This is a genomic window from Bradyrhizobium sp. SMVTL-02, from assembly GCF_051853005.1.
Taxonomy (GTDB): Bacteria; Pseudomonadota; Alphaproteobacteria; order Rhizobiales; family Xanthobacteraceae; genus Bradyrhizobium.
In genome coordinates this window covers 5,157,743-5,184,074 of record NZ_CP182469.1, presented here as the reverse complement: position 1 = coordinate 5,184,074, position 26,332 = coordinate 5,157,743, and the positions used below count along the sequence as shown (strand labels likewise).

The 26,332-nt window shown below is 63.0% G+C and carries 22 protein-coding genes, 1 tRNA gene and 1 pseudogene; 16 read left to right on the top strand and 8 right to left on the bottom strand.

All coding sequences use genetic code 11. From position 1 onward, the window contains the following. The first annotated feature begins 125 nt into the window (after positions 1-125). Both ACNJYB_RS24675 and ACNJYB_RS24670 read left to right on the top strand, forming a co-directional pair. On the top strand, positions 126-1,733 hold the full coding sequence (locus ACNJYB_RS24675; RefSeq protein WP_439369003.1) for an ABC transporter substrate-binding protein: 1,608 nt from the start codon (positions 126-128) through the stop codon (positions 1,731-1,733). Positions 1,734-1,961: 228 nt separating this feature from the next. Further along, positions 1,962-3,557, top strand: a complete 1,596-nt coding sequence (locus ACNJYB_RS24670; RefSeq protein ID WP_439375639.1) for a glycosyltransferase family 39 protein — start codon at positions 1,962-1,964, stop codon at positions 3,555-3,557. Between the two features lie 7 nt (positions 3,558-3,564). Here the strand turns inward: ACNJYB_RS24670 and ACNJYB_RS24665 are convergent, their stop codons facing one another. Continuing rightward, positions 3,565-3,705 carry a hypothetical protein gene (locus ACNJYB_RS24665; RefSeq protein ID WP_439369002.1) on the bottom strand — a complete coding sequence of 47 codons (141 nt, stop codon included), beginning with the start codon at positions 3,703-3,705 and terminating at the stop codon, positions 3,565-3,567. Between the two features lie 53 nt (positions 3,706-3,758). Next, entirely contained in the window at positions 3,759-5,009 is a 1,251-nt protein-coding gene (locus ACNJYB_RS24660; protein ID WP_439369000.1) for a multidrug effflux MFS transporter, read from the bottom strand. Positions 5,010-5,290: 281 nt separating this feature from the next. Between ACNJYB_RS24660 and ACNJYB_RS24655 the strand changes: the two genes are divergently transcribed. Together ACNJYB_RS24655 and ACNJYB_RS24650 are read left to right on the top strand one after the other, a co-directional pair. Continuing rightward, on the top strand, positions 5,291-6,631 hold the full coding sequence (locus ACNJYB_RS24655; protein WP_439368999.1) for a hypothetical protein: 1,341 nt from the start codon (positions 5,291-5,293) through the stop codon (positions 6,629-6,631). Continuing rightward, on the top strand, positions 6,628-7,920 hold the full coding sequence (locus ACNJYB_RS24650; protein WP_439368998.1) for a hypothetical protein: 1,293 nt from the start codon (positions 6,628-6,630) through the stop codon (positions 7,918-7,920). Before ACNJYB_RS24655 ends, ACNJYB_RS24650 begins: the two co-directional genes overlap by 4 nt. A 2-nt stretch (positions 7,921-7,922) precedes the next feature. On the opposite strand, the gene ACNJYB_RS24645 is transcribed toward ACNJYB_RS24650, so the two are convergent. Next, the gene (locus ACNJYB_RS24645; protein WP_439368996.1) at positions 7,923-9,443 is read right to left on the bottom strand and encodes a hypothetical protein; all 1,521 of its coding nucleotides are present in this window, start codon (positions 9,441-9,443) and stop codon (positions 7,923-7,925) included. Between the two features lie 345 nt (positions 9,444-9,788). Here ACNJYB_RS24645 and ACNJYB_RS24640 point away from each other — a divergent pair, with 345 nt between their 5' ends. After that, positions 9,789-10,109 carry a hypothetical protein gene (locus tag ACNJYB_RS24640; RefSeq protein ID WP_439368995.1) on the top strand — a complete coding sequence of 107 codons (321 nt, stop codon included), beginning with the start codon at positions 9,789-9,791 and terminating at the stop codon, positions 10,107-10,109. A gap of 82 nt (positions 10,110-10,191) precedes the next feature. Here the strand turns inward: ACNJYB_RS24640 and ACNJYB_RS24635 are convergent. After that, positions 10,192-10,280 (bottom strand) — tRNA-Leu (locus tag ACNJYB_RS24635). A gap of 172 nt (positions 10,281-10,452) precedes the next feature. Between ACNJYB_RS24635 and ACNJYB_RS24630 the strand changes: the two genes are divergently transcribed. Then, on the top strand, positions 10,453-10,881 hold the full coding sequence (locus ACNJYB_RS24630) for a twin-arginine translocation pathway signal (RefSeq protein WP_439368993.1): 429 nt from the start codon (positions 10,453-10,455) through the stop codon (positions 10,879-10,881). Between the two features lie 13 nt (positions 10,882-10,894). On the opposite strand, the gene ACNJYB_RS24625 is transcribed toward ACNJYB_RS24630, so the two are convergent. Further along, on the bottom strand, positions 10,895-12,097 hold the full coding sequence (locus ACNJYB_RS24625; protein ID WP_439368991.1) for an FAD-dependent oxidoreductase: 1,203 nt from the start codon (positions 12,095-12,097) through the stop codon (positions 10,895-10,897). A gap of 19 nt (positions 12,098-12,116) precedes the next feature. Further along, positions 12,117-12,362: a zinc-finger domain-containing protein gene (locus ACNJYB_RS24620; RefSeq protein WP_007602543.1), complete on the bottom strand. Its 246-nt coding sequence runs from the start codon at positions 12,360-12,362 to the stop codon at positions 12,117-12,119. Positions 12,363-12,670: 308 nt separating this feature from the next. On the opposite strand from ACNJYB_RS24620, the gene ACNJYB_RS24615 reads away from it, so the two are divergent. Further along, entirely contained in the window at positions 12,671-13,807 is a 1,137-nt protein-coding gene (locus tag ACNJYB_RS24615; protein ID WP_439368990.1) for a hypothetical protein, read from the top strand. Between the two features lie 164 nt (positions 13,808-13,971). Further along, positions 13,972-14,727, top strand: a complete 756-nt coding sequence (locus tag ACNJYB_RS24610; RefSeq protein ID WP_439368989.1) for an alpha/beta fold hydrolase — start codon at positions 13,972-13,974, stop codon at positions 14,725-14,727. On the opposite strand, the gene ACNJYB_RS24605 is transcribed toward ACNJYB_RS24610, so the two are convergent. Further along, the gene (locus ACNJYB_RS24605) at positions 14,685-16,085 is read right to left on the bottom strand and encodes a hypothetical protein (protein WP_439368988.1); all 1,401 of its coding nucleotides are present in this window, start codon (positions 16,083-16,085) and stop codon (positions 14,685-14,687) included. The genes ACNJYB_RS24610 and ACNJYB_RS24605 overlap by 43 nt on opposite strands. A 276-nt stretch (positions 16,086-16,361) precedes the next feature. On the opposite strand from ACNJYB_RS24605, the gene cysE reads away from it, so the two are divergent. The 8 genes and pseudogenes from cysE to ACNJYB_RS24565 all read left to right on the top strand — a co-directional run bounded on the left by cysE (position 16,362) and on the right by ACNJYB_RS24565 (position 24,515). After that, complete coding sequence (cysE, locus tag ACNJYB_RS24600) at positions 16,362-17,186, top strand: serine O-acetyltransferase (RefSeq protein WP_439368986.1); 825 nt, start codon at positions 16,362-16,364, stop codon at positions 17,184-17,186. Positions 17,187-17,309: 123 nt separating this feature from the next. Further along, positions 17,310-17,528, top strand: a complete 219-nt coding sequence (locus ACNJYB_RS24595) for a DUF3126 family protein (protein WP_007602550.1) — start codon at positions 17,310-17,312, stop codon at positions 17,526-17,528. 656 nt (positions 17,529-18,184) lie between these two features. Beyond that, positions 18,185-19,213: a transglycosylase gene (locus ACNJYB_RS24590; protein WP_439368985.1), complete on the top strand. Its 1,029-nt coding sequence runs from the start codon at positions 18,185-18,187 to the stop codon at positions 19,211-19,213. Positions 19,214-19,513: 300 nt separating this feature from the next. Then, positions 19,514-21,871 (top strand): annotated as a pseudogene (locus ACNJYB_RS24585) (DUF3604 domain-containing protein). Positions 21,872-21,916: 45 nt separating this feature from the next. Then, on the top strand, positions 21,917-22,687 hold the full coding sequence (locus ACNJYB_RS24580; RefSeq protein ID WP_439375796.1) for a hypothetical protein: 771 nt from the start codon (positions 21,917-21,919) through the stop codon (positions 22,685-22,687). After that, positions 22,570-22,911, top strand: a complete 342-nt coding sequence (locus ACNJYB_RS24575) for a peptidylprolyl isomerase (RefSeq protein ID WP_439375638.1) — start codon at positions 22,570-22,572, stop codon at positions 22,909-22,911. The genes ACNJYB_RS24580 and ACNJYB_RS24575 overlap by 118 nt, the downstream gene beginning before the upstream one ends. Next, complete coding sequence (locus ACNJYB_RS24570; RefSeq protein ID WP_439368984.1) at positions 22,908-23,930, top strand: HupE/UreJ family protein; 1,023 nt, start codon at positions 22,908-22,910, stop codon at positions 23,928-23,930. Before ACNJYB_RS24575 ends, ACNJYB_RS24570 begins: the two co-directional genes overlap by 4 nt. A 363-nt stretch (positions 23,931-24,293) precedes the next feature. Further along, entirely contained in the window at positions 24,294-24,515 is a 222-nt protein-coding gene (locus tag ACNJYB_RS24565) for a hypothetical protein (protein ID WP_439368983.1), read from the top strand. An 860-nt stretch (positions 24,516-25,375) separates the two neighbouring features. On the opposite strand, the gene ACNJYB_RS24560 is transcribed toward ACNJYB_RS24565, so the two are convergent. Next, on the bottom strand, positions 25,376-26,254 hold the full coding sequence (locus ACNJYB_RS24560) for a LysR substrate-binding domain-containing protein (protein ID WP_439368982.1): 879 nt from the start codon (positions 26,252-26,254) through the stop codon (positions 25,376-25,378). Positions 26,255-26,332 lie beyond the last annotated feature (78 nt).

Sequence of the window (26,332 nt, the reverse complement as noted above, 5' to 3'; positions counted from 1 at the left end):
GGCGGCGCCGCTTGCCGGAAGAACTGCCAAGAGAACTGCCAAGAGAACTGCCAAGAGAACTGCCAAGAGAACTGCGAAGAGAACTGCCAAAGAGAACTGCCAAAAGAACCGTCAGGAGACCTTCGATGTTCCAACTGATGCGCCGGGGACGTCTCGCGTTCGCTTCAAGGCTTGCGCTTTCGGTGGCGGCCCTTTCCGCGCTGGCCTCGCCGGTTCTCGCCGCAGGCAAGACTATCACTGCCGTGATGCATTCGGATCTGCGCATCCTCGATCCGATCTTCACCAGCGCCTACATCTCGCGCGACCATGGCTACATGGTCTATGACACGCTGATCTCGACGGATTCGAACTTCAAGATCCAGCCGCAGATGGCGGATTGGGAGATCTCCGACGACAAGCTGACCTACACCTTCACGCTTCGCGACGGTCTGAAGTGGCATGACGGCACGCCCGTCACGGCGGAAGACTGCGTCGCCTCCCTGAAGCGCTGGGCCGCCGTCGACGGGATGGGGCAGCAGATGATGCTGTTCACGGCCGGCATCGAGGCGACCGATCCCAAGACCATCACGCTGAAGCTGAAGGAGCCCTACGCGCTCGTGCTGGAATCGATCGGCAAGCCGTCCTCGCGCGTCGCTTTCATGATGCCGAGGCGTCTTGCCGAGACGCCGGTGGACAAGCAGATCCCCGAGCAGATCGGCTCCGGTCCCTTCAAGTTCGTGCAGGGTGAATTCCAGCCCGGCGTGAAGTCGGTCTACGTCAAGAACACCGATTACGTGCCGCGCAAGGAGCCGGCGAACTGGACCACCGGCGGCAAGGTGGTGAAGGTCGACCGCGTCGAATGGATCACGATGCCGGACGCGCAGACGGCGTTGAACGCGCTGCAGTCGGGCGACATCGATTTCATGGAATTTCCCGCTATCGAAATGTTGCCCGCCATTGAAGCCGACAAGGATCTCAAGATCGATATCCTGAACAAGTTCGGATTCCAGACGGGCGCCCGGATGAACTTCCTTCATCCGCCGTTCGACAACGTCAAGGTCCGCCGCGCCGCATTCCTGGCGGTCAAGCAGAAGGACGTGCTCGATGCGCTGATCGGCAATCCCAAATACTACAAGACTTGCGCTGCGGCCTTCATTTGCGACACCCCGTTCGCGACAGATGTTGGCGGCGAGACCCTCGCGAAGGGCGGCGACATGGCTGCGGCCAGGAAGGCGCTCGCCGAGTCCGGTTACGACGGGACCCCGGTCGTGCTGATGGCGCCGGGTGACGTGCTGACGCTGAAGGCGCAACCGATCGTGGTGGCTCAGCAACTGCGCGAGGCCGGCTTCAAGGTCGACCTGCAGGCGACCGACTGGCAGACGGTGGTGAGCCGGCGCGCCAGCCAGAAGCCCCCGAAGGAGGGCGGCTGGAACATGTTCATCACCAACTGGGTCAGCGCCGACGCGGACAACCCGATCTCCAACGTCGCCGTCGGCGGGCAGGGCAAGAAAGGCGGCTGGTTCGGCTGGGCGGAAGACGCCAGGATCGAGCAGCTCAAGGATGCCTTCGTTCGCGCGTCCTCGGCGGAGGATCGGAAGAAGATCGCGGCCGAGATTCAGAAGGAGGCCTATGACCAGGTGCTTTACATGCCGCTGGGTCAATATCAGGCGCCGAGCGCGTGGCGGAAGTCGCTCACGGGCGTGCTCGACGGCCCGGCGACCCCGGTGTTCTGGAACATCGACAAGACGGAGTAAGGCGAGGGCGTTTCTCGCACCTGTCGTCCGGATCATTATGCGGCGCCGCTGTCACCAGCGGCGCCGTTGCCCTTTGTTGAGCTTCTCGCTGAGAAGGGAGACGCCTTTTAACTGTTCCAGTTTCCAATTGTTGCTATTTGTTTCCATCCTGAAATAGATGTGTCGTCCTCGTACATCACTTCCTTGTCCCATTTGATTCCCGTGCCGTTCGATTTTGCATTCCAGGCGATGGCCGAACGCTCCGATCGAGCGCCGGCGCGCTGGCGTTGGCCTTTCCTGCGCTGGCTCGATGGCATCGAGGCAGGCTGGGCCGTGCCGCTTCTCATCACCTGCTTTGTCGCGATGTGGACGCTCTATCTCACCATCGCCTATGCCGGCAGCGGCCTGCATCCCGATACGCTCGAGGCCTGGACGCTGGGGCGGAATTTCGCCTTCGGCTATCACAAGCACCCGCCGTTGATGGGGTGGGTTGCGGCGGCGTGGACCTCGCTGTTTCCGCTCAGCGATTGGTCGCTGCAATTGATGGCGATGGCCAATGCCGGACTCGCGCTGTTCTTTGTCGATCTGATCTCACGGCAGTTCGTGACCGGGCACAAGCGCGTGCTGGTGCTGCTGCTGTTGATGCTGACGCCGGCCTATCAATTCCACGCCCAGCGCTTCAACGCGAATGCGGTGCTGCTTGCGACCTGGCCGCTGGCGACCTGGTGCTTCCTCCGCGCGTTCGAGACCCGCACCGCCCTGTGGGCGATTGCGGCGGGATGCACGACGGCGCTGGCGATGGTCGGCAAATATTACTCTATCTTCCTCGTCGCGAGCTTCGCCTTTGCCGCGCTGGCGCATTCGCGGCGGCGCGCCTATTTCTCCTCTGCATCGCCCTGGATCTCGGTCGTCGTCGGTCTCGCGGTGCTGTCGCCACATCTGTATTGGCTCGCGACGACGGGCGCATCGGCCTTCTCCTACGCGTTGGCCCACGCAAACGGCAACGTCGTGAACTCGCTCAGCGAGGTCAAAAACTTCCTGCTGGGGCTGGCGGCGGCCATGAGCGTGTCGGCCGTGTGCTGGGCGTTGATCGCCGGAACGCGGCTGAAGCAGTTCCAGGCCGACTTCGCCGCGATGAGCCCGGGCCTGCGACTTCTCTTCTACGTTGCGATCGGAACGATCGCGCTGCCGGTGCTGACGTCGCTCGCGTTCGGAACCGATCTGCCTTCGCTGTGGGCGTTGCAGGGGCTGTTCCTGTTCGTCGTGCTCATCGTCTGCGGCACCGGCTATCCGATCGAGCGCTTCTACACCGTCAACCTCACGATGATCGTGGCGGGCGTCGCGCTCGCCGCAGTTCTGGTCGCGGCCCCGATCCATGCCTTCTATCGCAACGACAACGGCTATGAAGAAGGGCGGAATTTCTACGCGCAGATGGCGAACGAGTTGACCCGTCAATGGCGAGAGTTGACCGGCGAGCCGCTGAGCGCCGTCAGCGGTGACGATTCACTGGCGTTCGCGACCGCATTCTACAGCCCCGACCATCCGCGCTATGCACGGCCGTTCGAATATCAATACAGCTGGGACTTACCCAGCGGGACGACGCTGGACCGCGGCTGGGCTGCGCTCTGTTTCCGCGACCAGGACCATTGCACTCTCTGGATGGAGGGGCTGTCCTCGCGCGCCGAGCATTCCGTCAAGCCCGAGTTCGCGGTGCAGGCAACGCTTTGGGGCAAGCCGGGCCTGACGCGTGAGGTGGTGGTGCTGATGGTGCCGCCGCGTGGAAGAAGCGGGGCACCGCAGAGCCCTGCCGAGGATTTCAGCGCCAGCAGGCGGGCTCCGAAGTAGGGCGCGCTCAACAGTGACTGTCGCGCACCTGCTCGAGCCCTTCGCTGGCGAAAGGCGCGGTGAACGCGGCCTGCTCCGCATTCGGCTCGGGACGCTTCGAGTCGGTCGGCTCCGAGGCGTGGTGGTCTTTGCGGAGTTCCAGTTCCATAGCAGCGGCCTTTCGAATTGCTGCAGTACAACATCGAGGCCGCCGCGAAGTTCCTACGCCACGGGTCGATGATGCGGCTTGAACAGCCGTCCCTTTTCCGCCACGAGCACGATCGCAAGCGCCGCCACGGTCGACAGGAAGAAGCCGACCGAGAACGGCAGCAGCGTGCCGTCAAAGCTCTGGCCGATCGCCATGCCGACCACGATGCCGATCAGGGTCGTGATCGAGCCGTACAGCGATGAAGCGGTCCCGGCGATGTGGCCCTGCGGCTCCATGGCGAGCGCGGTGAAGTTCGCGACCATCATGCCGAACGAGAACATCATCAGCGCCGAGAGCGCCATGAACAGCGCAAGCGGCAGCACGCCGAGGATCTCCGTCAGCAGCATCAACCCTGCCACCACCGCGTAGAGCGTCAGCGCGCCGTGCGAGATCACGCGCATGCCGAGCCGCCCGACCAGCTGGGAATTGAGGAAGCCGGCCACAGCCGTGCCGGCCGCGATCGCAGCGAAGGCGAGCGGGAAGTAATGGCCGAGATGATAGATGTCGGTGAAGACCTGCTGGGCGCAGAACACATAGGCAAACAGCGCGCCGATGACGCTGCCCGCGGCCGTCGCATAGCCGATGGTCTGGCGGTTGGTGACGGTCTGGCGGAAGGCCGAGAGCACGTCGGCGGGCGCGAGCGACCGGCGTTCCGATTCGGGGAGGGTTTCGGGCAGCCGCAGCACGCACCATGCGAGCGCGAGAAGGCCGTAGAGCATCAGCACGACGAAGATGCCGCGCCAGGCGGTCACCAGCAGCACCGCCTGTCCGAATGACGGTGCGATCACGGGCACGGCGATGAACACCATCATCGCGAGCGACATCACGCTCGCCATGCGGCGGCCCACATAGCAGTCGCGAACGATCGAGGTCGCGATCACGCGCGTTGCCGAGGTGCCGAGCCCCTGCAGCGCGGGCGCCAGCAGCAGCGTCTCGAAAGAAGGCGCGGCGACCGCCAGCACGCTCGCCACCGCATAGACCGCCATGCCGCCGAGCAGCACCGGGCGACGGCCGAAGCGGTCGGACAAGGGGCCCATGACGAACTGGCCGGCGCCGAAGCCGACCAGGAAGGTCGACAGCACCAGCTGGAGATGATTGGCCACGGGTATCTTGAACGCGGCCCCTATATTGGGCAGCGCCGGCAGCATCATGTCCATCGCGAGCGGATTGAGCGCCATGATGGACGCGATCACGATGACGAATTCGGGAAACCCCATGGGCCGATGTCCGGAGGACACCCAGCCGTCGGCATTGACGTCGGACAAGAAGCTCACCTCTGAAATTCAGGGCTTTTTCTAGCGTCCATGCTGCGACGCACAACCCATGTTTCGGGATGGCTGTCAGGCGGGACGAAGGCGGACACGAGTTGGTGAGGTCGCCCGTCACCCGGCGGCGGCGCCCGCGGGCGCGCCGGCAACCAGTCATTCACCATGAGATTGCGGACGCCGCGCCGGGGAGATGAATCCGCAACGCATCCTGTCCATTGTGGCCGGACGGGGCGCCGCGCAGGCCTCCCGGAGGAACCCGGCAAGGCAGGTATTTCGCGATGTCCGACGTGACCGGCATAGCACGAGGGTTGGGGCCCTTGCTCGACATCACCGCAAGGCGAAACACAGGGCGAAACACTTGGCTTGCCTGGCTGATCGGGCTGACGGTGCTGCTGGTGCTCGGCAATCTCCTCAGCGACGGCACGCTTCTCCTGAATTACGGCTGGGACGTTCGCGTCAATTGCGCCGCGGTCGATGCCTATGCCGACGGGCTCGATCCCTACTTCGTCAAGAACCTGAAAGGCACCAGGTTCTCCTACCCCTATCTGCCCGTGACGCTCGACGTCTTCCGCGCGGTGTGCGCGGGCGGCGTCCTCGTCGCTCATCACATGGGCGTCTATCTCGTCCTCGCCGCGGTCTGTGGCCTGCTCCTGCCGGGGCTTGGCCGGACGCGAACCAGCCCGCGCGACGTCGCGCTCAGGCTGCTCTGCGTGTTCGGCGCGTTCATCGGCTTCGAATGGGTCTGGGCGTCGGGAAATTTCGCGATCCTGGGCGGCGTGCTGATCGCGCTCGCGCTGAGGCTCCTGCTTCGCCCAACGGCAAGCGGCGCATGGGACCGCGACTTCGCCTTGCGCGTCGGCGGCGCCGCACTGCTTGGTCTCGTGACCTCGTTCAAGCTGGTGTTCTGTCCCGTGATCGCCGCGCTGTATTTTCTGCCGCTGCCGCGCCCGCGCAAGCTGGTGCTGATCGCGGTGGCCGCGCTCGGATTCGCATGGCCGATCCTGATCTCGAAGGTGTTCTACGCCGATCTGTTCTCGAGCTGGGTGGGGGTGCTGACGAAGCAGATCCCCGATCAGCATGCGGTCGAGCTGATGGAAACCAATCCGTCTCTACTGCTGCTGTCACGCAGTCTCCTGCAGCAGGTCGGGCTCGGCGACAGCAAGCCGGCGATGTTCGCGACCTATGCGCTCGCAGCACTCGCGCTCGTGCTGGTGCCGTTCGTGCTGTCCGTCCTGCGCACGGTCGGCAGCGGACCGGTTCGGGCAGGGGGATCGCTTCTGACGCGGCTCGATCGCTGGTTGATGGACCATCCCCGCGTGGCCTCGCGCCTCACCGTGCTCGCGATGTTTGCACTCTATGTCAGCTCGCCGCGCCTCAAGGAATATGCCTTCTTCGAGCTCGCGGTCTATGCCGCGGTCCTCATTGCCGATCTTCCGGCCCTGGCACTCGCCGCCATGCTCACCGTCGGCTTCATCGCTCCCGGCCTGGTCTCGATCACAGGGCACACCGTCGAAGGCGGCTTCATCCTCCTCATTGTCGCGCTGGCATGCTTCTGGATCCTGCTGCTGGATTTTCGCGCGGAGCCGATGCGACTTGAGGCGCAGGGCGTGCGTTCATGACGGGCATCGCCTCGTCCGCAGATGCCGGACCCCCGGCCGCGAACGCGTCGGGGGGCCGCTGGCCGACCTGGTCGATCCTGCTCGCGACGGCACTGGTCGCAGATTCCGTTACTGTCGACCTCGCCGCGGAAAATACCTTTGGCTGGGACGTGCGGATCAATTGCGCTGCGGTGGACGCTCACCTGGCGGGGCTCGATCCCTACTTCGTCAAGAACCTGAAGGATACGAAGCTCTCCTATCCCTATCTTCCGGTCACACTCGACGCCTTTCGGCCACTCTGCACCGGCGGTTTTCTGGTCGCTCACTACAAGCCGATCTATCTTGTGCTTGCCGTGATCTGCGCCCTGCTGCTGCCAGGTCTCGGCACGACCTGCCGGCGCTGGCAGGACACCGTGCTGCGCGGCGCAGTCGTGCTCGGTGGCTTCCTCGGCTTCGACTGGGTCGTTGCAACCGGTAATTTCGAGATCCTCAGCGGCCTGCTGACGGCGGTCTCGCTCGCATTGTTGTTGCGTCCCCTGCGGTCCGGGGGGCGGGGTGAGGCGAGCCTCGTGCCGCAGCTCGCCGGTGCGGCCGTGCTCGGCCTCGTCACCGCGTTCAAGCTGGTGTTCCTGCCGATCCTCGCCGCGCTCTATTTCCTGCCGCAGCCGAGACGTCGCAAGCTGCTTCTGATGGCAGCGGCGGCGGGCGCGTTCGTCCTGCCGATCCTGGCTTCGCTGGCGTTCTACCCGGATCTGTCCCGGAGCTGGCACAGCGCGATCACCGGCCAGATTCCCGGACAGCATTCGCCCGCAAGCGAGGTCAATCCGTCGCTGCTCCTGATTGCCTCGACATTTGCGGGCCGAATTGGCCTTGCCGGCAGCAAGCTGTTCGTCATCGGCCTGTACGCGGCAATCGCGATCACGCTCGTGCTCGCGCCGTTCGCCGTCTCGGCGTGGCGCATGGTCAGGCCGCAGGGGCGCGCCGGCAACGCCTCGCGGCTGCAGGCGCTCGACCACTGGCTGGTCGATCATCCCGCCGCGGCGATGCGCATCACCGTGCTTGCGATGTATGCCCTCTATCTCTGCACGCCCCGACCGAAGGAGTACACCTTCTTCCAGGTGGCGCTCTACACGGCCGTCCTCGTCGCCGATCTGCCTGCGATGATGATGGTCGCCGTGCTCACGGTCGCGGTCGCCATCCCGATCCTGGCGTCAGCCTCGGTCACCGCGTTCATGGGCGGCTACGGCCAGCTCGCGCTCGCGCTGATCTGTTTCTGGATCCTGCTTCCGCACGAGCAGCAGGGGACGTGATCCTATTTTGACGCGGCCGCGTTCGCTCCCTCAGGCGGCGCGGTGTAGAGGCTCATGTAGGCGCCGCTGTAGTCTTCTCTCCAGCCTCTCCGGCCGACCAGGAACTGCCTGAGCTGCTCATGTCCTCCGACCCAGAGCACCGCATCGATTTTGTACTTCCTGATCACCGTATCCCAGGCAGCCTCGTCGATGTCCCAGCGCACCAGCTTGAGATAGTCGCGCAGCAGCTCGTCCGGATAGGCGGTCGCGGCCCGGCCGTCCACGAACAAGGGCACAGCGCCGTGGGTGCGGAAGATCAGGAGCCCGCCGGCATTCCAGTGGTTCAGCACGCGCGAATGCGTGGAATGCGCGAGCAGATAGGCGGCATCCTGCTCCGAGAGCATGTCCGGCAGCGCCAGCGCCGGTCGCACTTGCAGGAAGCTGAGCGGCAGCACGAAGACCCCGACGATCCCCGCCGCGAGCATCGCACCGCGGATGTCGAGCCTCGACAGGCGCGCGGGCAGCAGCCGGTCGACGTGCAGCGCCATCGGGACTGCCGAGAAGATGAAGAAGAACGCGATGTACCTGAACTGGTAGAGGCCCAGGAATAGAAACAGCCATGCCAAGAGGCACGGCTCCACCGGAATGGGTCTCGAGTTTCGGTCGCGCAGCTCCAGCGCAATGAACGTCAACGCATAGACGATGGCGGGAATGCTTCCGGGCAGCTCCATGTTGTGGAAGTAGGGACGCCACTCGCCGATATTGGCCTGGATGAAATGGCCGAGCGTCGCCATCACGCCGTCATGGATGTGCCATCCCAGCGGATTGACGAAGATCGCAGCGACGCACCCGACGCCCGCGAGGCAATATTTCCTGAAGTTTGTCCAGTCCCGCCGCAGCAGGGCCACGCCGGCGAAGACGCCGATGATCGGAAAGGCGAGCATGAAGCCGCCATGCAGATTGACCCACAGCACCATCAACACCGGCAGCAGGAACCATCTGCGCCGCTGCAGGCATTCCCCGTAGAAGATCACCGCGAACAGCATGGTCGCGACATTCGGCGATGCTGCCAGATAGGTGTTGGGCGCCGCCTCGTAGCAGGGGTACAGCAGGCACGCGGCGAAGACGGTGATGCAGACCGCCGGCACCGACGCGCCGCTGCGCAGGCCGCATGAGGTGAGGTAGGCGACGATGACCGCGCCGCAGGCGACGACCACCAGGATGATCCCGGCGAGCCCCGTGTGCTGATAAAGCACGCTGGCAATCACGTCCCAGAGCCACGACAGATTGTACCATCGCTTGTCTGCGAGCGTGAACGCCCACGGATCCTGAAACGGGATCTCGCCACGCTCCCTGATCAGGTCTCCCGCGGCGATGTGCCAGCCGAGGTCGTAATGGCTGAGCTGCACCGGTCCGTTCGAAATGTAGAACACCGACAGGAACGCGATCAGCACGAGGTAGATCTCACGCCCGTGCAGGTCACGTCCGAACGCCGTGGGCGCCCCGCCAATCCCGGACCGGGACCAATTCTCGCGCGCGTCCATGAGAGCTCTCACCTCGAAGCCGGCGCTGCAGGCCTCAGCGTTTCGCCTGACGTCTGCGGCGACCTGCGGCAGACATCGTTCGATTTAGGGGACGACGGTCTAAGGCCGAGTAAAGGTCGGTTGTATCCGGGGGGTTCCGCAAGGCGACGGAGGAGTTGGTAAACCAATGGTTGCGCGACGTGGGTGGGTACGGACCTGCTTGCGGATCCTCTCGCAAGCGCGTGCCGGCGGAACGGCGCGGTAACACTACCCAGGGTGGCAGGATTCTTGCTGCGCAGTTCTCGCTGGATTGGCTGCGGAGAACCATGATGCTCTCGACGCAACGCACACTCGCGACGGCCCAGCTTGGCCGCAGCAGTTTTCGAGGAGATCTTTGAATCCCGGACGCCGTTGCGCGAGGCGCCGGCGATCGAAGAGGGGATTCCCGCCGACAAGTTCTGGATCGTCACGGTGTCGGCCGCGGTAGCGACGCCGCCGCGGTACAGGAAGATCGTCGACGTGATGGGCACGATCGACGGCTTCGGCGTGCTCAAATCGACGCCGGGAATCTCGATCGAGAAGAACTGCCCGTTCTGCTGGCACCACGCCAACACGGATTTGCCGTTTCACCTGCCGGTGACCAAGGTTTTCAGGGAGCTTCAGGTCGAGCGAAAGCTCGCCATCTGAGCACGCCCGGATTCGGCGCAACGGGACCAGGCGACGCGATTGCAGACGGCACCATCCACCATTCTCGCCCCGTCAGCTCTCGTGGTGCGGGCAGCCGGGGTCGAACCGGCACAGCGCTTGCGCACCGAGGGATTTTAAGTCCCTTGCGTCTACCAATTCCGCCATGCCCGCTTGATCCAACGAGATCAAACACTTAAGTCCACCTGCGGCCGTCTGGAATTGGCGTCTCGCCGGCCCGGCGGGTGCTCTTCCTTAAGCGAGCCGGGCGCACAAGGCAAAGCCTCAATCCGGACATCTGTTGCTGCTTTAGGCATTCTCAATCCACGGGGACTATTCGTCGCGCATGGCTGCTTCGTTTTCCGCTTCGCTGCGTTCCTGCGGCGCGCTTCTCGTGCTGCTCGCAGGCAGCGCCGCCCTGGGCGGCTGCGCCGGCATCAGCGAGACGGTCGCACCGGCCTTTGCCGATCCCGCCAGGTACGAATTGTACGATTGCAAGCAGCTCGAGGCCGAGCGCAAGGCGCTTGCCAACCGGACCGGCGATTTGCAGAGACTGATGGACAAGGCCGAGACCGGGGCCGGCGGCGCCGTCGTGTCCGAGCTCGCCTATCGCAACGACTACGTCTCGGTGCGCGGGCAGGCGCAGCTCGCCGAGGACGCCTGGCGCCGCAACAGGTGCCGCGAGACGCCGCCCGACGCAAAACCGCAGCCCGCCACGCCGCAGCCGCCGGTGATCAAGCCCGCCCCGACGAGACCCGGCAGCGCCGCGCGCTGAGACTCCGCCAGCCTCAGGGCCGCCAGCCGTAGATCCAGTCCTGCCGCGCCAGCATGCGGTCCGGGCCGAGCGCACGGATCGCAAGATCGCGCGCGATCGCGAGCGGCCCGCTGAAATGATAGATGCGGCCCTGCCGCCGCGCGGTCCGCTGCACCCGCCGCACGCGGGCCTGGCGCGCGGCTCCATAATGCTTCAGCGCGGCGGTGATGCCCGCGGTGCTCTCGGCTGCCTCGAGGCTCACGAGCTGCGCGAGCACGGCGGCGTCCTCGATCGCCATGCCGGCGCCTTGCGCGGCGAAGGGCAGCATCGCATGGACGGCGTCGCCGAGCAGGGCGACCGGGCCTTTGCTCCAGGGACAGCCGTCGGGCACGCCGAACAGCGCCCATTTCCGCCAGCCGTCGACCGCGGTGAGCATCATCCGCGCCGCCGGCGGCCAGCGGGGAGCGGCGAACGCGTCCATCACCTCGCGCGGATCGCCCGGCGTGCTCCAGCCCGGCCTGTTCCAGGTGCCCGGCAGGACCGCGACCACGTTGACCTGGCGTCCGCCTGTGATCGGATACGCGACGAGATGAGCGTTCGCCCCCATCCAGAGCTGCACCCGCCGGGCCGTGTAGTCCTTCGGCAGCTGCGTGGCATCAAACGTGCCGCGCCAGGCGATCAGCCCGGAGAAGCGCGGCTGCACTTCGGGAAACAGATGCTGGCGTACGGTCGACCAGATGCCGTCGGCGCCGATCAGGGCGCTGGCGAGATCGTTGCGGCGGATGGTGCCGCTGCGATGGACCACGGTCAGTCCCTTGGCATGAGGTGCGACGTCCTCGAAGGTTGCTCCGAGCTTCAGGTCGATATCGGGATGGTCGGAGACCGCGCCGGCGAGCGCCGATTGCAGATCGGCACGGTGCACCACCCAATAGGGCGCGCCAGCGCGCAGGGAGGCGGCTTCGCCGAGCGGCATGCGCAGCAGCTCGCCGCCGGCCCGCGCGCTCATGATCGAGACCGCCTCGGGAACGACGGCGCGCAGCTTGAGGCGCTCAGTGAGGCCGAGCTCGACCAGCACGCGGCTGGCATTGGGAGAGAGCTGCAGGCCCGCGCCGACTTCCTCGAGGCGCTCGGCCTTTTCCAGCACGACGATGCGGAAGCCGCGGGCGGCCAGCGCAAGGGCGGCCGTCAGTCCACCGATGCCGGCACCGACAATGACAATCGTTCGGGAGAGCGCCACCCCTGACCGATGGACGCGGTCAAGCCACCTTGTCCTTGAGGACGCATTCCGGCGGCCGCGCTTCGCCCGCCTTCAGGTCGGCCGCGAAGCGGTACAGCGTCGAGCAGTAAGGGCAGATGATCTCGTTGTCGTTGCCGAGGTCGAGAAAAACGTGCGGATGATCGAACGGAGGGTTGGCGCCCACGCACATGAACTCTTGCGAGCCGATCTCGATGACGGGGACACCGGCATCGTTGTGGAAGTGTGGAACGACATGGTCGGACATCGTAGTTCATCCTGGAGTGGCAGTGGCGGCAGACACAATCGACGCTGACGCGGGTATCCTATGAGACGCCGCGGACCATACTGGGGGGTACGGATGATTGCTAGCCCAGTGGAACCGAAAGGTTGCAACTGCCCCATGCTCATTTGCTCATCCAAATTCGACACAATCTTGTCGCCCCAGAGAAGCCCTTCTTTCGTCGGGGACGTTGTGTCGCAATTTTGGCATCCTATGTCTGTGGACGCGCGCAGTTTGAGACGAACGACGAATCATCGGGCGCTGGCGACCTTGGGACCATCGGGCTTTTCCGCATGAAATGGCTGCGAATCAGCGCTGCATTGATCGGTATCGCGGCTTGCAGCCTTCTACTGGCACAGGTAGCGCCGCAGGCCCGTGACGCCGGCGCGGTCTTCGCCGCCCAGGACGACCCGGCTGCGCTCTCCGAGCTCAGGCTCGACGCGCTGCTGCGGCAGAACGACCACCTGGTTCAGGACAACATCGAGGCCGCGCTCGTTGCCGGCGACGCCGATCTCGCCGACAGTTTCGTGGCGCTGGCGCGTGACCGCAACATCGCGCTTCCGGACGACGTCCTCAATCGCGTGAGCGATGCGGTCAAGGCGGAGAGCTCCACCTCGCATTTCGCAAAACGTTTCGCCACCGGCCTCGTCACCGGCAATGCCGACGACGTCGCGAGCCTGTCCGGGACTGTTGCCGGCGACCTCTTCGTGATCGGCGACGTCAGGGACGTCGTGCGCGAGGGCAAGCATCTGGCGATGGGCGAGGAGACCGACCGTCTGGTACTGGGCCTTGCGACCGCGGGCCTTGCGGTCACGGCGGCAACCTACGTCTCCGTCGGCGGCGCAGCGCCGGTGCGAGCCGGGCTGACGCTGGTGAAGGATGCGCGAAAGGTCGGACGGCTCGGCAAAGGGCTGGCTGCATGGGCCGGCCGTTCCGCACGCGAGATCGTCGACACCCCGATGCTTCAGAACGCGGTCGCCAAGGGTTCCGTGTTCCGCCCGGGCGAGACCGTGAGCGCGATCAGGGCCGCGTTCCGGGCCGAGAAGGCGGGGGCGCTGGTCCGGCTCGGCAAGGACGTGACGCGCGTCGCCGAGAAGACCGGCACGCGTGGTGCCATGGACACGCTGCGGATCGCCGAAGGCCCCAAGGACGTCGCGCGCGCGGCGCGGCTCGCCGAAGCGCAAGGCAGCAAGACACGTGCGATCATGAAGCTGCTGGGGCGCGGCGCGCTGCTGCTCGTCGGCGGCGCGTTCGATCTGGCGATCTGGCTGTTCGGCGCGGCGGTGACATTGTTCGGCCTGTTGTCCTCGATCAAGGCGACCACCGAGCGCCTGACCCAGGCCTGGTGCGATCGCAAGAGGGCGCAGCGGCTTCGCCGCGCGCAGGTCGCCGCCGAAGCCGCTCTGGCGGATGCAGCCCTTAAGGCCTAAAGCGCGACGAGATTGAGGTCATTCGTCGTCGTGCGTTGGGCTATTGTTTGGGCATGATCTCCGCGCAAACGCGTTCCGCGTTTGCCGCGAGGAAAAACCGCTGCACACTGTTCCGGATCGTGCTCTAAGATCGGTTGTCCCCCTCAAGACCTCTGGAACTGATGATGCCGAGCTTTCACAACGGCGCCGTTGAAATTGCCTATCTCGACGAAGGCGAGGGCGATCCGATCATCCTGGTGCACGGCTTTGCCTCGAGCAAGAACGTGAACTGGGTCTATCCGACCTGGGTCTCGGAGCTGCGCAAGAACGGCCGCCGGGTGATTGCACTCGACAATCGCGGCCATGGCGACAGCGCAAAACTCTATGAGCCCGCGCAATATTCGATTCCCGTCATGGCCGGCGACGTGCTGGCGCTGATGGACCATCTCGCCATCCCGCAGGCCGATATCATGGGCTATTCGATGGGCGGACGGATGACCGCCTGGCTCGGCCTCAACGAGCCGCAACGCCTGCGCTCGGCGATCCTCGGCGGCATCGGCATCGGCGGCCTCATCGAGGGCACCGGTCCCGGCGAGAACGTGGCGAAGGCGCTGGAAGCGCCTGCGCTCGACGATGTCACCGATCCCGTCGGCCGGACGTTTCGTGCCTTCGCCGATCAGACACGGTCCGACCGCCGCGCGCTCGCCGCGTGCCTGCGCGGCACCCGCGATCTCATGACGCGGCAGGAGGCCGCGCGCATCGACGTGCCCGTGCTGATCGCGGTCGGCTCCGCCGACGACGTCGCGGGATCCGCCAGCGCGCTCGGCGCCATCATTCCGGGTTCGGAAGTGCTCGATATTCCGGGGCGCGATCACATGCGTGCGGTCGGCGACAAGGTCTACAAGACCGGCGTGCTCGATTTCCTGTCACGCCGCGGCTGAGGGGCGTCCGCCGGCTCTGCACTCAGCAGACGTGACAGTGCCATCAGCACCACGAATGTCGCCACCCAGACCATGCGTGCGCCGTAGCGGTCGTGCGGGCCGGAGATGACGGCGCAGATGAAGGCGTTGCCGAGCAGCGCCAGCGTCACCGTCGCCCCCAGCAGCGTCAGATCGTCGAGCCGGCGGTACGCGAGCCCATGCACAAGCAGCGCGACCAGCGCCAGCATCGAGGCCAGCGCGACGGGGACGTGCAGCCAGTTGACGTCGTTGAAATCGACGCCCCAGTGCTGCTGGCGCGCGGCGCGCATCGGCGCGAGCTGCGCGGGGATGTAGCGCTCGATGATCCCATAAGTGTGCGGGATCCAGCCATTGGTGCCTTCGCCGGTCGCCACATGCAGCAATTGCTGGCCCATCGCCCGCAAGGCCGCACCGACCTGCCAGGCAGGATAGTCGGCGAGCGAATGCACGACGATGTAGCTCATCTCGTCGTTCATGCCTTCGAAACGGCCGAGCGTGTTGAACATGCTCTTGCCCCACAGGAACTCGTCGGCGGTCGCCGGCAATTGGTTGCGATAGGGACAGAGCTTGAAGTTTTCACGCGGGCAATGGTCGTTGAGGAAGTGCGTGACGATGCCGTCCTGCATCATGCGGCCGAAGGCAACGCCATAGCCGCCGGGTGTCCAGGCCCATCTCCCGGACAGGGCGTGGTTCGCCGACACCAGCATCAGGCCGCCCACGACGATGGTCAGGCTCGCCTGCGCCAGTCCCGCGCGCGGAAGCCTGCGGCCCAGGAACGGCCGCCCCATCCAGCCTGCGACGCAGAGGCCGAGCAGCACACCGAGCGTGGCGCTGTGGGTTGCGGCGGCAAAAGCGGTGAAGCCGAACAGCGAGATCTTTTCGAGCGTCGATGTCCGTTTCCCGCCGATGACCAGCAGGAACAACGACAGGATCGAGAGCCCGGCGAAGATGTCCGTGAGCAGCATGCTGGCGAGCCAGGGCAGGGCAGTCGATACGATCAGGAGCAGGCTGATCGCGACGAAGCGGGACGTCTGCATCAGGCCGAGCACGCGTAAGGTGAGCTGCAGCAGCCAGAGCGCGGCCAGCGATTGGACCGCGAGATTGATCCAGAAGCCGAAGCCTTCGCCGTAGTGCAGATAGAGGCCGAACACGGTGGAGCGGCTGGGGACGAGATAGCCTTCGTACCAGCGCGCCAGGTAGCCGCCGGTATCCCATTGCAACAGCGGATAGCCGTTCCAGAACGCCGGCGCGATCATGAGGAGGGGCAGAAAGATGGCCGCCAGCCGCAGCCAAAGCGATCCTGCGGCGCCTGCGCGCAATTGTTCGGTGGTGATGCTCAAAACCGCTCCGTCGTCGCCGGGACCATGCCCGCAACAAGGCTTGGGAGAGAATTCACCAATAGTTTGACCCGCCCCGGCTTGAATTTGGTAAAAAGCTGACCACGTTGAGCCAACCTCGTCGCTTGGGGGCGCCAGAATAAATCGTTGTGTTTCAAGGTGTTGGCATGCTTTCGCGGGGCAAGGTGCTGTTCACTCTCAGGCAAGCCGGTCAGGACTTTGTCGTCTAGACTGTGCTATAGAGCCCGCAAAACCAGCCAATTCGAAAGAGCAAATTCCATGGCAGTGCATCAGGTCAATCCGGGAGGAAAGCTCGCCTCGCTCGATCCGATCTGGGACCGGATCCGGGGCGAAGCGGAGGACATTGTCCATCGCGAGCCCGAGCTTGCGACCTTCATCTATTCGACGGTGCTGCATCACAGCCGCCTCGAGGATTCGGTGATCCATCGTCTGGCCGACCGGCTCGATCACTCCGCGCTGTCGGGCGACCTCGTGCGCCAGACCTATGACGAGGCGCTGCGCGACGATCCCGATCTCGGCAACGCCTTCCGTGCCGATCTCGTCGCCGTCTACGATCGCGACCCCGCCACCTCGCGCTTCATCGATCCCTTGCTCTACTTCAAGGGCTTTCATGCGATCCAGACCCATCGCCTGGCGCACTGGCTCTATCTCAAGGGCCGCAAGGACTTTGCGTATTATCTCCAGAGCCGCGCCTCGGCGGTGTTTCAGACCGACATCAATCCGGCCGCGCGCATCGGCCGCGGCATCTTCCTCGATCACGCCACCGGCTTCGTCTGCGGTGAGACGGCGGTCATCGAGGACGACGTCTCGATCCTGCACGGCGTCACGCTCGGCGGCACCGGCAAGGAGAATGAGGACCGTCATCCCAAGATCCGCCACGGTGTGCTGATCGGCGCCGGCGCGAAAATCCTCGGCAACATCGAGATCGGCCATTGCGCGCGCATTGCGGCGGGCTCGGTCGTCGTGAAGCCCGTGCCGCACAACGTCACGGTCGCGGGCGTCCCCGCCAAGGTCGTCGGCGAAGCCGGCTGCGCCGAGCCGTCGCGCACCATGGATCAGATGATCAACGCGATGGGGCTTTGATCTCGCGAGTTAAGGGCTGGATTCTCCGGCCCTTTTCGTTCCCAAATTCTTTGGCAATTCATGCTGGCGGTTCGTCGCGTCTCGTCCTAAAACCCGCCGACCAATTTCGATCGGAGACTAGCCGTGGACGTCAAAGAAGTCAGAAAGCTGGACGCGTATCTGAAGCGCGTATTCGGCAATCCCAAGATCCGCGTCGTGCCGCGGCCGAAGAAGGATGATTCCGCCGAGGTCTATATCGGCGAGGAATTCATCGGCGTGCTCTTCGTCGACGATGAGGACGATGATCGCTCGTTCCAGTTCCAGATGGCGATCCTCGAGGACGATCTCGTCGATCAGGAATAGTTGTTGTCACGCCGTCGTCGCGGGCGAGGCGGATCTTCGCCGCGCGCGGCGTTCTCTCGTGTCCGGACGCACTGCAGCGCCGGAACCGAGACGCCACACAGCACGTCTCTGCAACATGGCCCCGGGCTCAGCAGCGCACCGTCGAGGAGACGCTACGCTGCCCAGGGCACGCATGGATGATGGAGGTGCGCTCTCTCCCGATCGTCATTGCGAGCGAAGCGAAGCAATCCAGGAATTTTTCCGGATTGCATCGCTTCGCTCGCAATGACACCGGCCAATTTCAACCGCGCCTTCCGCAAGGCGGTCGGGACGCCAAGTCTGTAGGGCGCAGAAGGGCCGGGACCGAGCGCGCGGGATTGGCGATCATATTTCATCAACGGCGTGTCCTGATAAATCCGAGCGCTCCGCTTTTGGGCCATGAGGGGACCAGGCTCGGGCAAGTCCGGAATACCTGATCGCGACCCATTGCCGAGCCCACGAGGGCCTCCCGCCCGGGGCCGCTTGTGACCAAAGTGGGGCACGTCGAGTTGCGAGGCCAGAAAGCCTGCTCTCGTTCACCACATTTAAACCTTAAGATTCTACGAAGACTCCTCACCCACAGGCCGAAGGAACATGCGAACAGCCTTCTTACAGAAGCCACCCGTGGACTTCGGGCAATGAAGGTTTGGCAGACCAGCTGCATCGTGGCTGCTATCGCATCCGTGGGACTCTATCTGGCCGCTGGTAACAGACCGGCCGCAACTTTGCCGGATGTCATGCCGGAAGCGGCAGCGAGCATGGCGGCTCCTGCGAACATGGTGACGCCTGCCTTGTACGCAGAGGCATCCGCGAGGCTTGCGGCAGCGCTTCGGGCGGAAAGAGCAGAGCTTGGCTCGGTGACGTCGGCAGGTCCCGGGCCTTTGAGCACCGAAGCCGGGATCGTCGATGAACCCGCCGCGCCAAAATTGGCGTCGTTGGGACAGGATGTCGTCCAACCGCTGCCCCCAGAACGCAATGCGTCCAACGATGCTCCGAAAGCGGCGTCGACGCAGGATTTCCGTTATCTGGTTTACTACGTCTGGTCCGAACTGCCGCCCGCCGGGAAACCGGCGGAGATCGTCCTGCGTGCGTTCAAGGACATTCCAGTCGGAACGCCGGCCGAGGAGATCAAGCGCGCTTCCGACGCGTTTGGTCTCGACTTCAATTTCATGATGACGGTTGCCAAGATCGAATCCGGTTTCAACCCCAATCAACGCACCGGGTCGTATATCGGGCTGTTTCAGCTGAGCCAATATGAGTTCGGGAAGTTCGGCTTCGGGCAGATTCGCAGTCCGCGGGACAACGCCGTTGCGGCCGCCTACAAGATCATTACCGAAGGCGTCCAGTTCGAGTGGATCACGCACCGGACGCCGGACCTGAGCGATCTTTACCTGATCCATCAGCAGGGCTGGGAAGGCGCCGCCGAGCACATCAGCCGGCCCGCCCGCGCCGCATGGAAATCGATGTGCGCCACCAGCGAAGGCAAGGAGAAGGGTGAGAGGTGGTGCAAACGCGCGATTTGGGGCAATGCACTTCCGGCCTTCAAGCGCGCCTGGAAATCGGTGGACAACGTGACGTCAGAGGCGTTCGTCGGCATGTGGCGCGGCCGGGTCGCCGAGTTCTACACCAAATATGTGGCGACTGCCGCTGCGGCGGCAAGCCAATAATTCCGTTGTCGGCAGGGCCCCGCCACGCTTGCTTTGCCTTTAGCCGCCGTGGAGAAACAGACTCAGCTGGGTAGACCAAGTCTGCTCACGGCCCGTTGCCGGCGTGGTAGCGCAGCTCGCCGGCCGTCAGCCTTTGACCGTCCCAGACATTCAAGATCGGGTCGCTCATTGATTGAGTACAAGCTTTTCTTGATTCAGATCAAGTGGCCGCGGGTTTTCCTGAGTTGACTTGAGCCAATTGGGGAGTTGCTGCTTTTCAAATCACCTCACGACGAAGCTTCTGGCCAAGCGGGGGCGAACATGCGCTGCGAGCAGAGTCAATTCAAGGCGGGAATTCTGGCAACAGCTGTGCTCATCTTCACCTCCCTGCCGGTCTTGGCTCAGCAGCGGAATCCCGAGCGCAACGCATATTTCGGTGAGACCCACCTGCACACCAGCTGGTCGGTTGATGCGTGGGTGATGGGCAATCGTCTCACCGGCCCCGACGATGCACTGAAGTACGCGCAGGGCCAGACTATCAAGCATCCGACCGGGTTCGATATCAAGATCGACACACCACTGGATTTCATGGGCGTGACCGATCACTCCGAGTATGTCGGCGTAACCAGAGAAGCCAACAAGCCCGGCTCCTATGTGAGCAAGCTGCCCGAAGCGCAGCCCATGATCATGAAGGACCCGAACAGTTCGGCCGAGCAAAATCGGGTGTTCTCGTACTTGCTGAAACTTGCGGCCAGTCCACCCGTCAAAGCCTTCATGGACCCGAAGGTGACTTCGTCCGTGTGGAAGGACAACGTCAGGATCGCCAACGAGAACAATCAACCCGGCAAGTTTACAGCGTTCTGTTCCTACGAATGGACGTCGATGCCTGGGCAGCGAAACCTCCACCGCAACATCTTCTTCCGTGATTGCGAAAAGGTGCCGGATTATCCGTTCAGTGCGCTCGATTCCAAGCGCCCGACCGATCTCTGGAGCTGGATGGATACCCAGCGCAAAGCAGGCAATGAACTGCTCGCCATCTCGCACAACGCCAATGTGAGCGATGGCTGGATGTATCCGGTTGATGTCGACAATACGACTGGGCGGCCAATCGATGCCGCCTGGGCGGCCGCGCGTGATCGTAACGAGCGCCTGATCGAGATCAAGCAGGGCAAGGGATAATCGGAAACGCACCCATTGCTCTCCCCCACGGACGAGTTCGCCAATTACGAGCTGTTTCAGGCTATCCTTGGCCAGCCGGCGAATGTCGGCCGGATTGACCACATTACTGGCAGCTTCGCGCGACAGGCGCTGAAGGATGGGATCGCTATGCAGGATGTGCGTGGCTACAACCCCTACAAGCTCGGCATGGGCGGCGGCTCAGATGCGCACAACAGTGCGAGCCCGTATCGTCAAGATAATTTTTTCGGTCTTCACGCCGATGCCGATGCGTCAGTGGAGCGACGCTTTGCCGGTGTGCTTATCGGCGGAACCATGGACGTCCGTTTGGAAAATCCCGGCGGATTAACGGGCGTGTGGGCTGAGGAGAATACGCGCGCCTCAATCTGGGATGCGATGTATCGCAAGGAGACGTTCGGCGTCAGCGGACCGCATATCAAGGTTCGCTTCTTTGGCGGTTGGGGCTACGACAGGGAACTCGTGAATGACACGGACTGGGTCAAACGAGCCTACGCAGGCGGTGTGCCGATGGGCGCGGACCTCGCCCCCATGCCTGCGGGCGGACAGGGTACGGCGCCGACATTCCTCTTGTGGGCGGTCAAGGATCCGACCTCGGCCAATCTCGATCGGATCCAGGTGGTCAAGGGCTGGACGCAGAACGGCCAGAGCTTCGAAAAGATCTACGACGTTGCCTGGTCTGGCGATCGCCAGCCCGACAAATGGACCGGCCGTGTGCCGGCAATCCAGAGCACTGTCGACGTCAGGACAGCTACCTATACGAACAGCGTCGGGGCGGTGGAGCTCAAGGCCGCCTGGAGCGACCCCGATTTCCACGCGAGCTTGCATGCATTTTACTATGTCCGCGTGCTTGAAATTCCGACGCCACGCTGGACGCTGATTCAGGCGGTCAAATCCGGACTGCCACCGCCCGATGTCGTGCCCCTGACGGGACAGGAGCGGGCGTGGACGTCGCCGATCTGGTACACGCCTTCCCCGGAGGCTCGCAAGAATGCGCCCCCGGGCATGATGGTTGCCGACCTCAACAAGAAGGGCGCCACGGCTCTGAGCGACTCGCAGCTCAATGCCTTGATCGTCGGAAAGGCTCTTTGGCTGCGCAACAACGTGACCGGAGAGCAGTTCTGGCAGACGTTTACGGCCGAAGGCCATACAAATCTCTTCCGAATTGGACAAAATGCCACAATGCCGAGCGGGTACGGCAACGTCGGGCGTGACGGATACCAAGGCACGACCAGCCCTTACAAGATCCAGGATGGCAAGCTCGTCACCTTCGTCTCGCAGGATCCTTATGCGCTCACATTTTACAAGCTGGGAGACGTCACCTACGCTGCGCGTAGCAACGAATTCGGCTACGTCAATTACGAGATCGTGGCTGAGCCCCCAGACTCCGCTGATCAATCCAAGCCAGCAGGCCAAATTTCGGGAAATCCGGGAGGCACTCCGCAAACGGTTGGTGGAAAAAATCGCCACGGACGCCAAGGATAAAGCCGAATCTCGCCTGGAAACCTGGTTCCCGGACAAGAGCGTCAAATGACGTCCGTCGAGCCGGGACAGCGCGCCACTTGGGCCAGCGGTGGGCGCCTGTTCAGCAGTCGGTTTCTCCAGCGGCTTGTTCGTGAACCGCTTGCACACTTCCTTTTGGCGGGCGCTATTCTGTTCGCCGTGTATGCCTACGCAGGCAAAAGCCCGGGCGCCACCGAGCGGTCGCGTCAGATCGCGCTTTCAATCGAAGATCTTTCGCAGCTGGTTCTGGTGTTCCGATCGCAATGGCGACGCGACCCGACCGCGGACGAGATGCGCCTGCTCATTGAAGACAAGGTGCAGGAGGAGGTCCTCTACCGCGAGGCGCTCGCGCTCGGCATCGACAAGGACGACACCATCGTCAGGCGCCGCATGGCGCAAAAGATGCAATTTCTCGCTGAAGATGTCGCTGCTGCGCGCGAACCTGCGCAAGAAGAACTCGCGACATGGTACGCGACGAACAGGGAACGTTTCGCGCTGCCTCCTCGCCTGAGCTTCCGCCACCTCTATTTTTCGCCAGACCGGCGTGCGAATCGCGCGCGCGCCGACGCAGCAGCCGCGCTCGTGGGGCTGACACAAGAGCCTGAGGACTCCCGCTTGTTGCCGGGTTTGGCGATGCCTTTATGTTCCAGGAGTATTATCGCGATCGTACGCCGGAGTTTCTGGCCAAGGAGTTCGGTCCCGGTTTCGCCGTTGCCGCCGCGAAACTGCCGGCAGGATCGTGGCAGGGGCCCGTCGAGTCGGGATTCGGTTGGCATCTGTTGTTCGTCGACACGGTGACCTCCGGCCGACTGCCCGCGTTCGAAGAGGTCGAAGCGGAGGTCAAGACCGCTTGGCTCGCCGAGCAAAAGGTTCAGGCCTGGCAAAAAGCCTACGAAGAGATGCGTTCGAAGTACGAGGTGCTCTTGCCTGCAGAGCGCGTCCCAGGCAACGACTCGCCGAGCAACGGGGAGACTTCACAGCGCACTGCGCCGCCGGTGTCGTCGTCAAGGCGGAGCTCATGAAGCTGCAACGGAGCATCGTCCAGCTGGGGCTCGCAGTGAACCTGCTTGCGATCGTGCTGATGCCGCTTGCGGCACGAGGGCACGAGTCGCGGCCGGCCTATCTTGCCTTGAACGAGACTGCGCCTGGCCAGTTCAGCGTGTTGTGGCGCACACCCGTGCTTGCGGGCATGCGCCTGCCGGTCGCCCTCAACTTCCCAGGAAGTGTGAGGGATCGCAAGGAGCCGGTTGTCAGCGAATTATCGGACTCGCTCGTCGAGCGTCGCTGGATTGACGCGGGCCCGACCAGGCTCGCGGGTGAGCGCATCGTTTTCTCCGGCTTGCAATTGACGATCACAGATGTACTGGTGCGCCTGCAGAGACTGGACGGCACCGTTTCGACCGTGCTGGTGAGGCCAAGTCGTCCTTGGTTCGAAGTAGTCCCCGCGTCCGGCATCACAGAAATCGCGATCGGCTACAATCTCCATGGAATCGAGCACATTCTGTTCGGATTCGACCACCTCTTGTTCGTCTGCGCCCTTATCTTAATCGTACCCAACCGCCGGATTCTCCTTTGGACGATTACCGCATTCACGTTCGCCCATTCCATCACCCTGAGCCTGGCGACGCTGAGGCTCGTCCATGTCCCTGCGCCACCCGTGGAGGCGATGATTGCATTGAGCATCATGTTGCTCGCTTGCGAGATCGTTCGCTCACGTTGCGGCCAAATTGGACTGACCTCGAGATGGCCATGGATCGTGGCGTTCTCGTTCGGGCTGTTACACGGATTTGGTTTTGCAAGCGCTTTGATGGATATCGGTTTGCCGCACGGCGATATTCCCCTCGCACTGCTCTCGTTCAATGTCGGCGTGGAGATTGGGCAATTGCTCTTCATTGGCGCCGTGCTCGGGGTATTTGTTCTGATCCGGCGTCATCAGGTCCCGTCACGGATTGCGGGGGCTGCCGTGCCCGTCGCGAGCTATGCGATCGGTATCATTTCCTCATTTTGGTTCATCGAGCGCCTCACCGGGATTATCGGCTGAACGGAGTCGATCTTGAAAGGCTGCCCGGGACACGAATAAGGTGCCGTGGTATGAGACCGCTCGTATACTGCTCCGACGCGACCTTTTAACCTCGATTTCCTGGCGGGGATGCGTTGAGCCATCGCGCCGGTGCCTCGTATTCTTCTTATGCACACTCGGCTGGCGCGAGATGTCAAATTGCAAATGAATTTTTCGAAGATCAAACAACGGAGGAGTTTTTGATGTTGCAAGTCAAGCATCTGGTCGCAGTCTCCCTACTGCTGTTTCCGTATTTACTGAACACGACCAGCCTCGCCGCGGAGCAGATCAAGACGGCTCCTTTACAAGTGGCAGCGGCACAGGGGGCGAAACAGCAATGTGCTAATGCTTGCCGGGCTCGATATAGGGATTGTCTTGGTCGAAAAGATATACCTTCCTTCGAATGCCGGAATGTCTACCAGGATTGCACTCGATACACCTGCACTGGGCGCGGGCCTGGATAACCTTCTGGCTATCGTGCAGGCTATTGCAATCGGCACGGTACCTGAGCAGCATCTGAAACGTGATGTCGGCTTCCGGGAAGGCTTTCGGATGCCGGCTGCTTGAGGGATGGCGCGGCGTATTCGGCGGCCGGCGTCCGAAAACGTCCAAAGGAGGAAACCGCGCCGGGAGGACGTAGGACGATGCCGCGTGATCGAGTTAAGTCGCGTCAAACAACTCAATAGGGTCATCTATGGGGGATTAATGTTTGGCGGCACCTGTACGTTCATGGACTTGGCCGTCGTAAAAATACCACGCCACACAAGCTAAACGTGAGTTCCTCGATATTCGAATCTCATGAGGCAAACTGATCTCTGTCGATCTGGAAGGCCCCGAAGCTACTGAGCCGAAACTCTTTCGAGTTGCTCGTCAAGAGCATCACCGCATTTATAACTCTGCTTGCGTCGAGGTTCCTCGGCTAGGTCCAACGAGCGCAAGGTGCACACAATCACGGTCGAGAATACCGAGTTCGAGTTGGCTCTTGCGCGTTGGGAATGCTCCGCCACGAACTTCCAGATCAGCTGGTCCTCGATCATCGGATCATCGCCAGCAACGGGCTAATTGCACCGCGCGTCACGATGAGCCGTCGCCTACCAGCCTTGGCATTCTACCGCGCGAGCGGTTTAGCTAGTCCTCTGGCCATTTGCGAAGTTGCGTCGGGTCTGACCCAGGTCCTCACTGCGCTAGAGCGGACGAGATTGGCTCGACCTGAGTTCTTCGCTGTCTGACCTGGCTGTGCAAAAACGCGAAGGATCGAAACACGGCTAGAATTACATTCTTCAGGGCGTTCTCTTGGTTTGATGCGCCTGCAAGGTTGTCCGCTAAGACGGTCTTGAACGAATAACTTCTTCTATCGCGGTCAAGCATCCTGCCGTTTTCGCACAGCCAAGACCCGGAGCCGACATCCATAGCGGTGTGCGCATATTCTACCGCACCTGCTCCAAGGCTGTGTGTATGAAACTCTCTACCTTCGGCAGCGCGTATTGGCGGCCGGCGTAGACGAAGTAGCAAGTTCCCAGTTGCTGCAGCTTCGGCCTCCACTGCGATAGCACCCGCACGAGCTTTCCGGATCTAGCCTCATCCTCGACCAGGTAGTCCGGCAGCCATGCGATACCCTCTCCCATAACAGCCAGGGTCTTGATCGCCTGGAGGTCGTCGGCGCGCAGACGTCCGCTCCTCTGAACCTCGAAGTCCGATTTTCCGTTCGTGAGCAATACTGCCCCTTTCCAGCTGGGATGTATCACGAACGCTGCATTCGCCAGGTCACGCGGATGAGTGATGCTGCCAAGCCGTTTTAGATATTTCGGCGAGACCCACAAATCCGATTCGGTCTCGAAGAAGCGCCGGGCGATGAGCGACGAATCCTTCATGGCCGCAGTCCATCGAAGAGCAAGGTCGATACCTTCTTCGACCAAATCAACGATCCGGTTCGTGATGATGAGCTCAAGGGATACATCCGGATATTTGGTCGCATAGACCCGTGCAATGCGCGGCAGAAGAGCTTGCCCTAAATCCACGGACGCCGTGACCTTGAGAACTCCGGACGGCTTCGCCTTCGCGGATTGGAGCGCGGCTTCGCCGAGCTCGACTTCGCGAATCGCAATTGCACAATGATGGAAATACTTCTCGCCCGCTTCGGTCACCCGCAGCTTGCGGGTTGTGCGCTGGATCAGGCGGACGGCGAGTCGGTTTTCCAGCCCCGCCACTTTAGCGCTCACCGTCGCCTTGGGCATTCTCAATTGTCTTGCGGCAGCCGAGAAGCTGCCGGTCTCGACGACCTTCACGAACACTGCGATTGCATCCATGACGATATTGTCCAGATTTTGAGACGGTAATTCTTGACTTTACTACCTGGTGAATAATCCGCCAGCTCTCTACTTGCC

Excerpts from the sequence above, each read along its gene's own strand:
- cysE (WP_439368986.1), top strand. The coding sequence starts at position 16,362 with ATGGCAGTGCATCAGGTCAATCCGGGAGGAAAGCTCGCCTCGCTCGAT.
- ACNJYB_RS24655 (WP_439368999.1), top strand. The coding sequence starts at position 5,291 with ATGTCCGACGTGACCGGCATAGCACGAGGGTTGGGGCCCTTGCTCGAC.
- ACNJYB_RS24570 (WP_439368984.1), top strand. The coding sequence starts at position 22,908 with ATGAAGCTGCAACGGAGCATCGTCCAGCTGGGGCTCGCAGTGAACCTG.
- ACNJYB_RS24590 (WP_439368985.1), top strand. The coding sequence starts at position 18,185 with ATGAAGGTTTGGCAGACCAGCTGCATCGTGGCTGCTATCGCATCCGTG.
- ACNJYB_RS24675 (WP_439369003.1), top strand. The coding sequence starts at position 126 with ATGTTCCAACTGATGCGCCGGGGACGTCTCGCGTTCGCTTCAAGGCTT.
- ACNJYB_RS24665 (WP_439369002.1), bottom strand. The coding sequence starts at position 3,705 with ATGGAACTGGAACTCCGCAAAGACCACCACGCCTCGGAGCCGACCGAC.
- ACNJYB_RS24615 (WP_439368990.1), top strand. The coding sequence starts at position 12,671 with ATGAAATGGCTGCGAATCAGCGCTGCATTGATCGGTATCGCGGCTTGC.
- ACNJYB_RS24560 (WP_439368982.1), bottom strand. The coding sequence starts at position 26,254 with ATGGATGCAATCGCAGTGTTCGTGAAGGTCGTCGAGACCGGCAGCTTC.
- ACNJYB_RS24565 (WP_439368983.1), top strand. The coding sequence starts at position 24,294 with ATGCTTGCCGGGCTCGATATAGGGATTGTCTTGGTCGAAAAGATATAC.
- ACNJYB_RS24580 (WP_439375796.1), top strand. The coding sequence starts at position 21,917 with ATGACGTCCGTCGAGCCGGGACAGCGCGCCACTTGGGCCAGCGGTGGG.
- ACNJYB_RS24610 (WP_439368989.1), top strand. The coding sequence starts at position 13,972 with ATGCCGAGCTTTCACAACGGCGCCGTTGAAATTGCCTATCTCGACGAA.
- ACNJYB_RS24630 (WP_439368993.1), top strand. The coding sequence starts at position 10,453 with ATGGCTGCTTCGTTTTCCGCTTCGCTGCGTTCCTGCGGCGCGCTTCTC.
- ACNJYB_RS24670 (WP_439375639.1), top strand. The coding sequence starts at position 1,962 with ATGGCCGAACGCTCCGATCGAGCGCCGGCGCGCTGGCGTTGGCCTTTC.
- ACNJYB_RS24620 (WP_007602543.1), bottom strand. The coding sequence starts at position 12,362 with ATGTCCGACCATGTCGTTCCACACTTCCACAACGATGCCGGTGTCCCC.
- ACNJYB_RS24650 (WP_439368998.1), top strand. The coding sequence starts at position 6,628 with ATGACGGGCATCGCCTCGTCCGCAGATGCCGGACCCCCGGCCGCGAAC.
- ACNJYB_RS24645 (WP_439368996.1), bottom strand. The coding sequence starts at position 9,443 with ATGGACGCGCGCGAGAATTGGTCCCGGTCCGGGATTGGCGGGGCGCCC.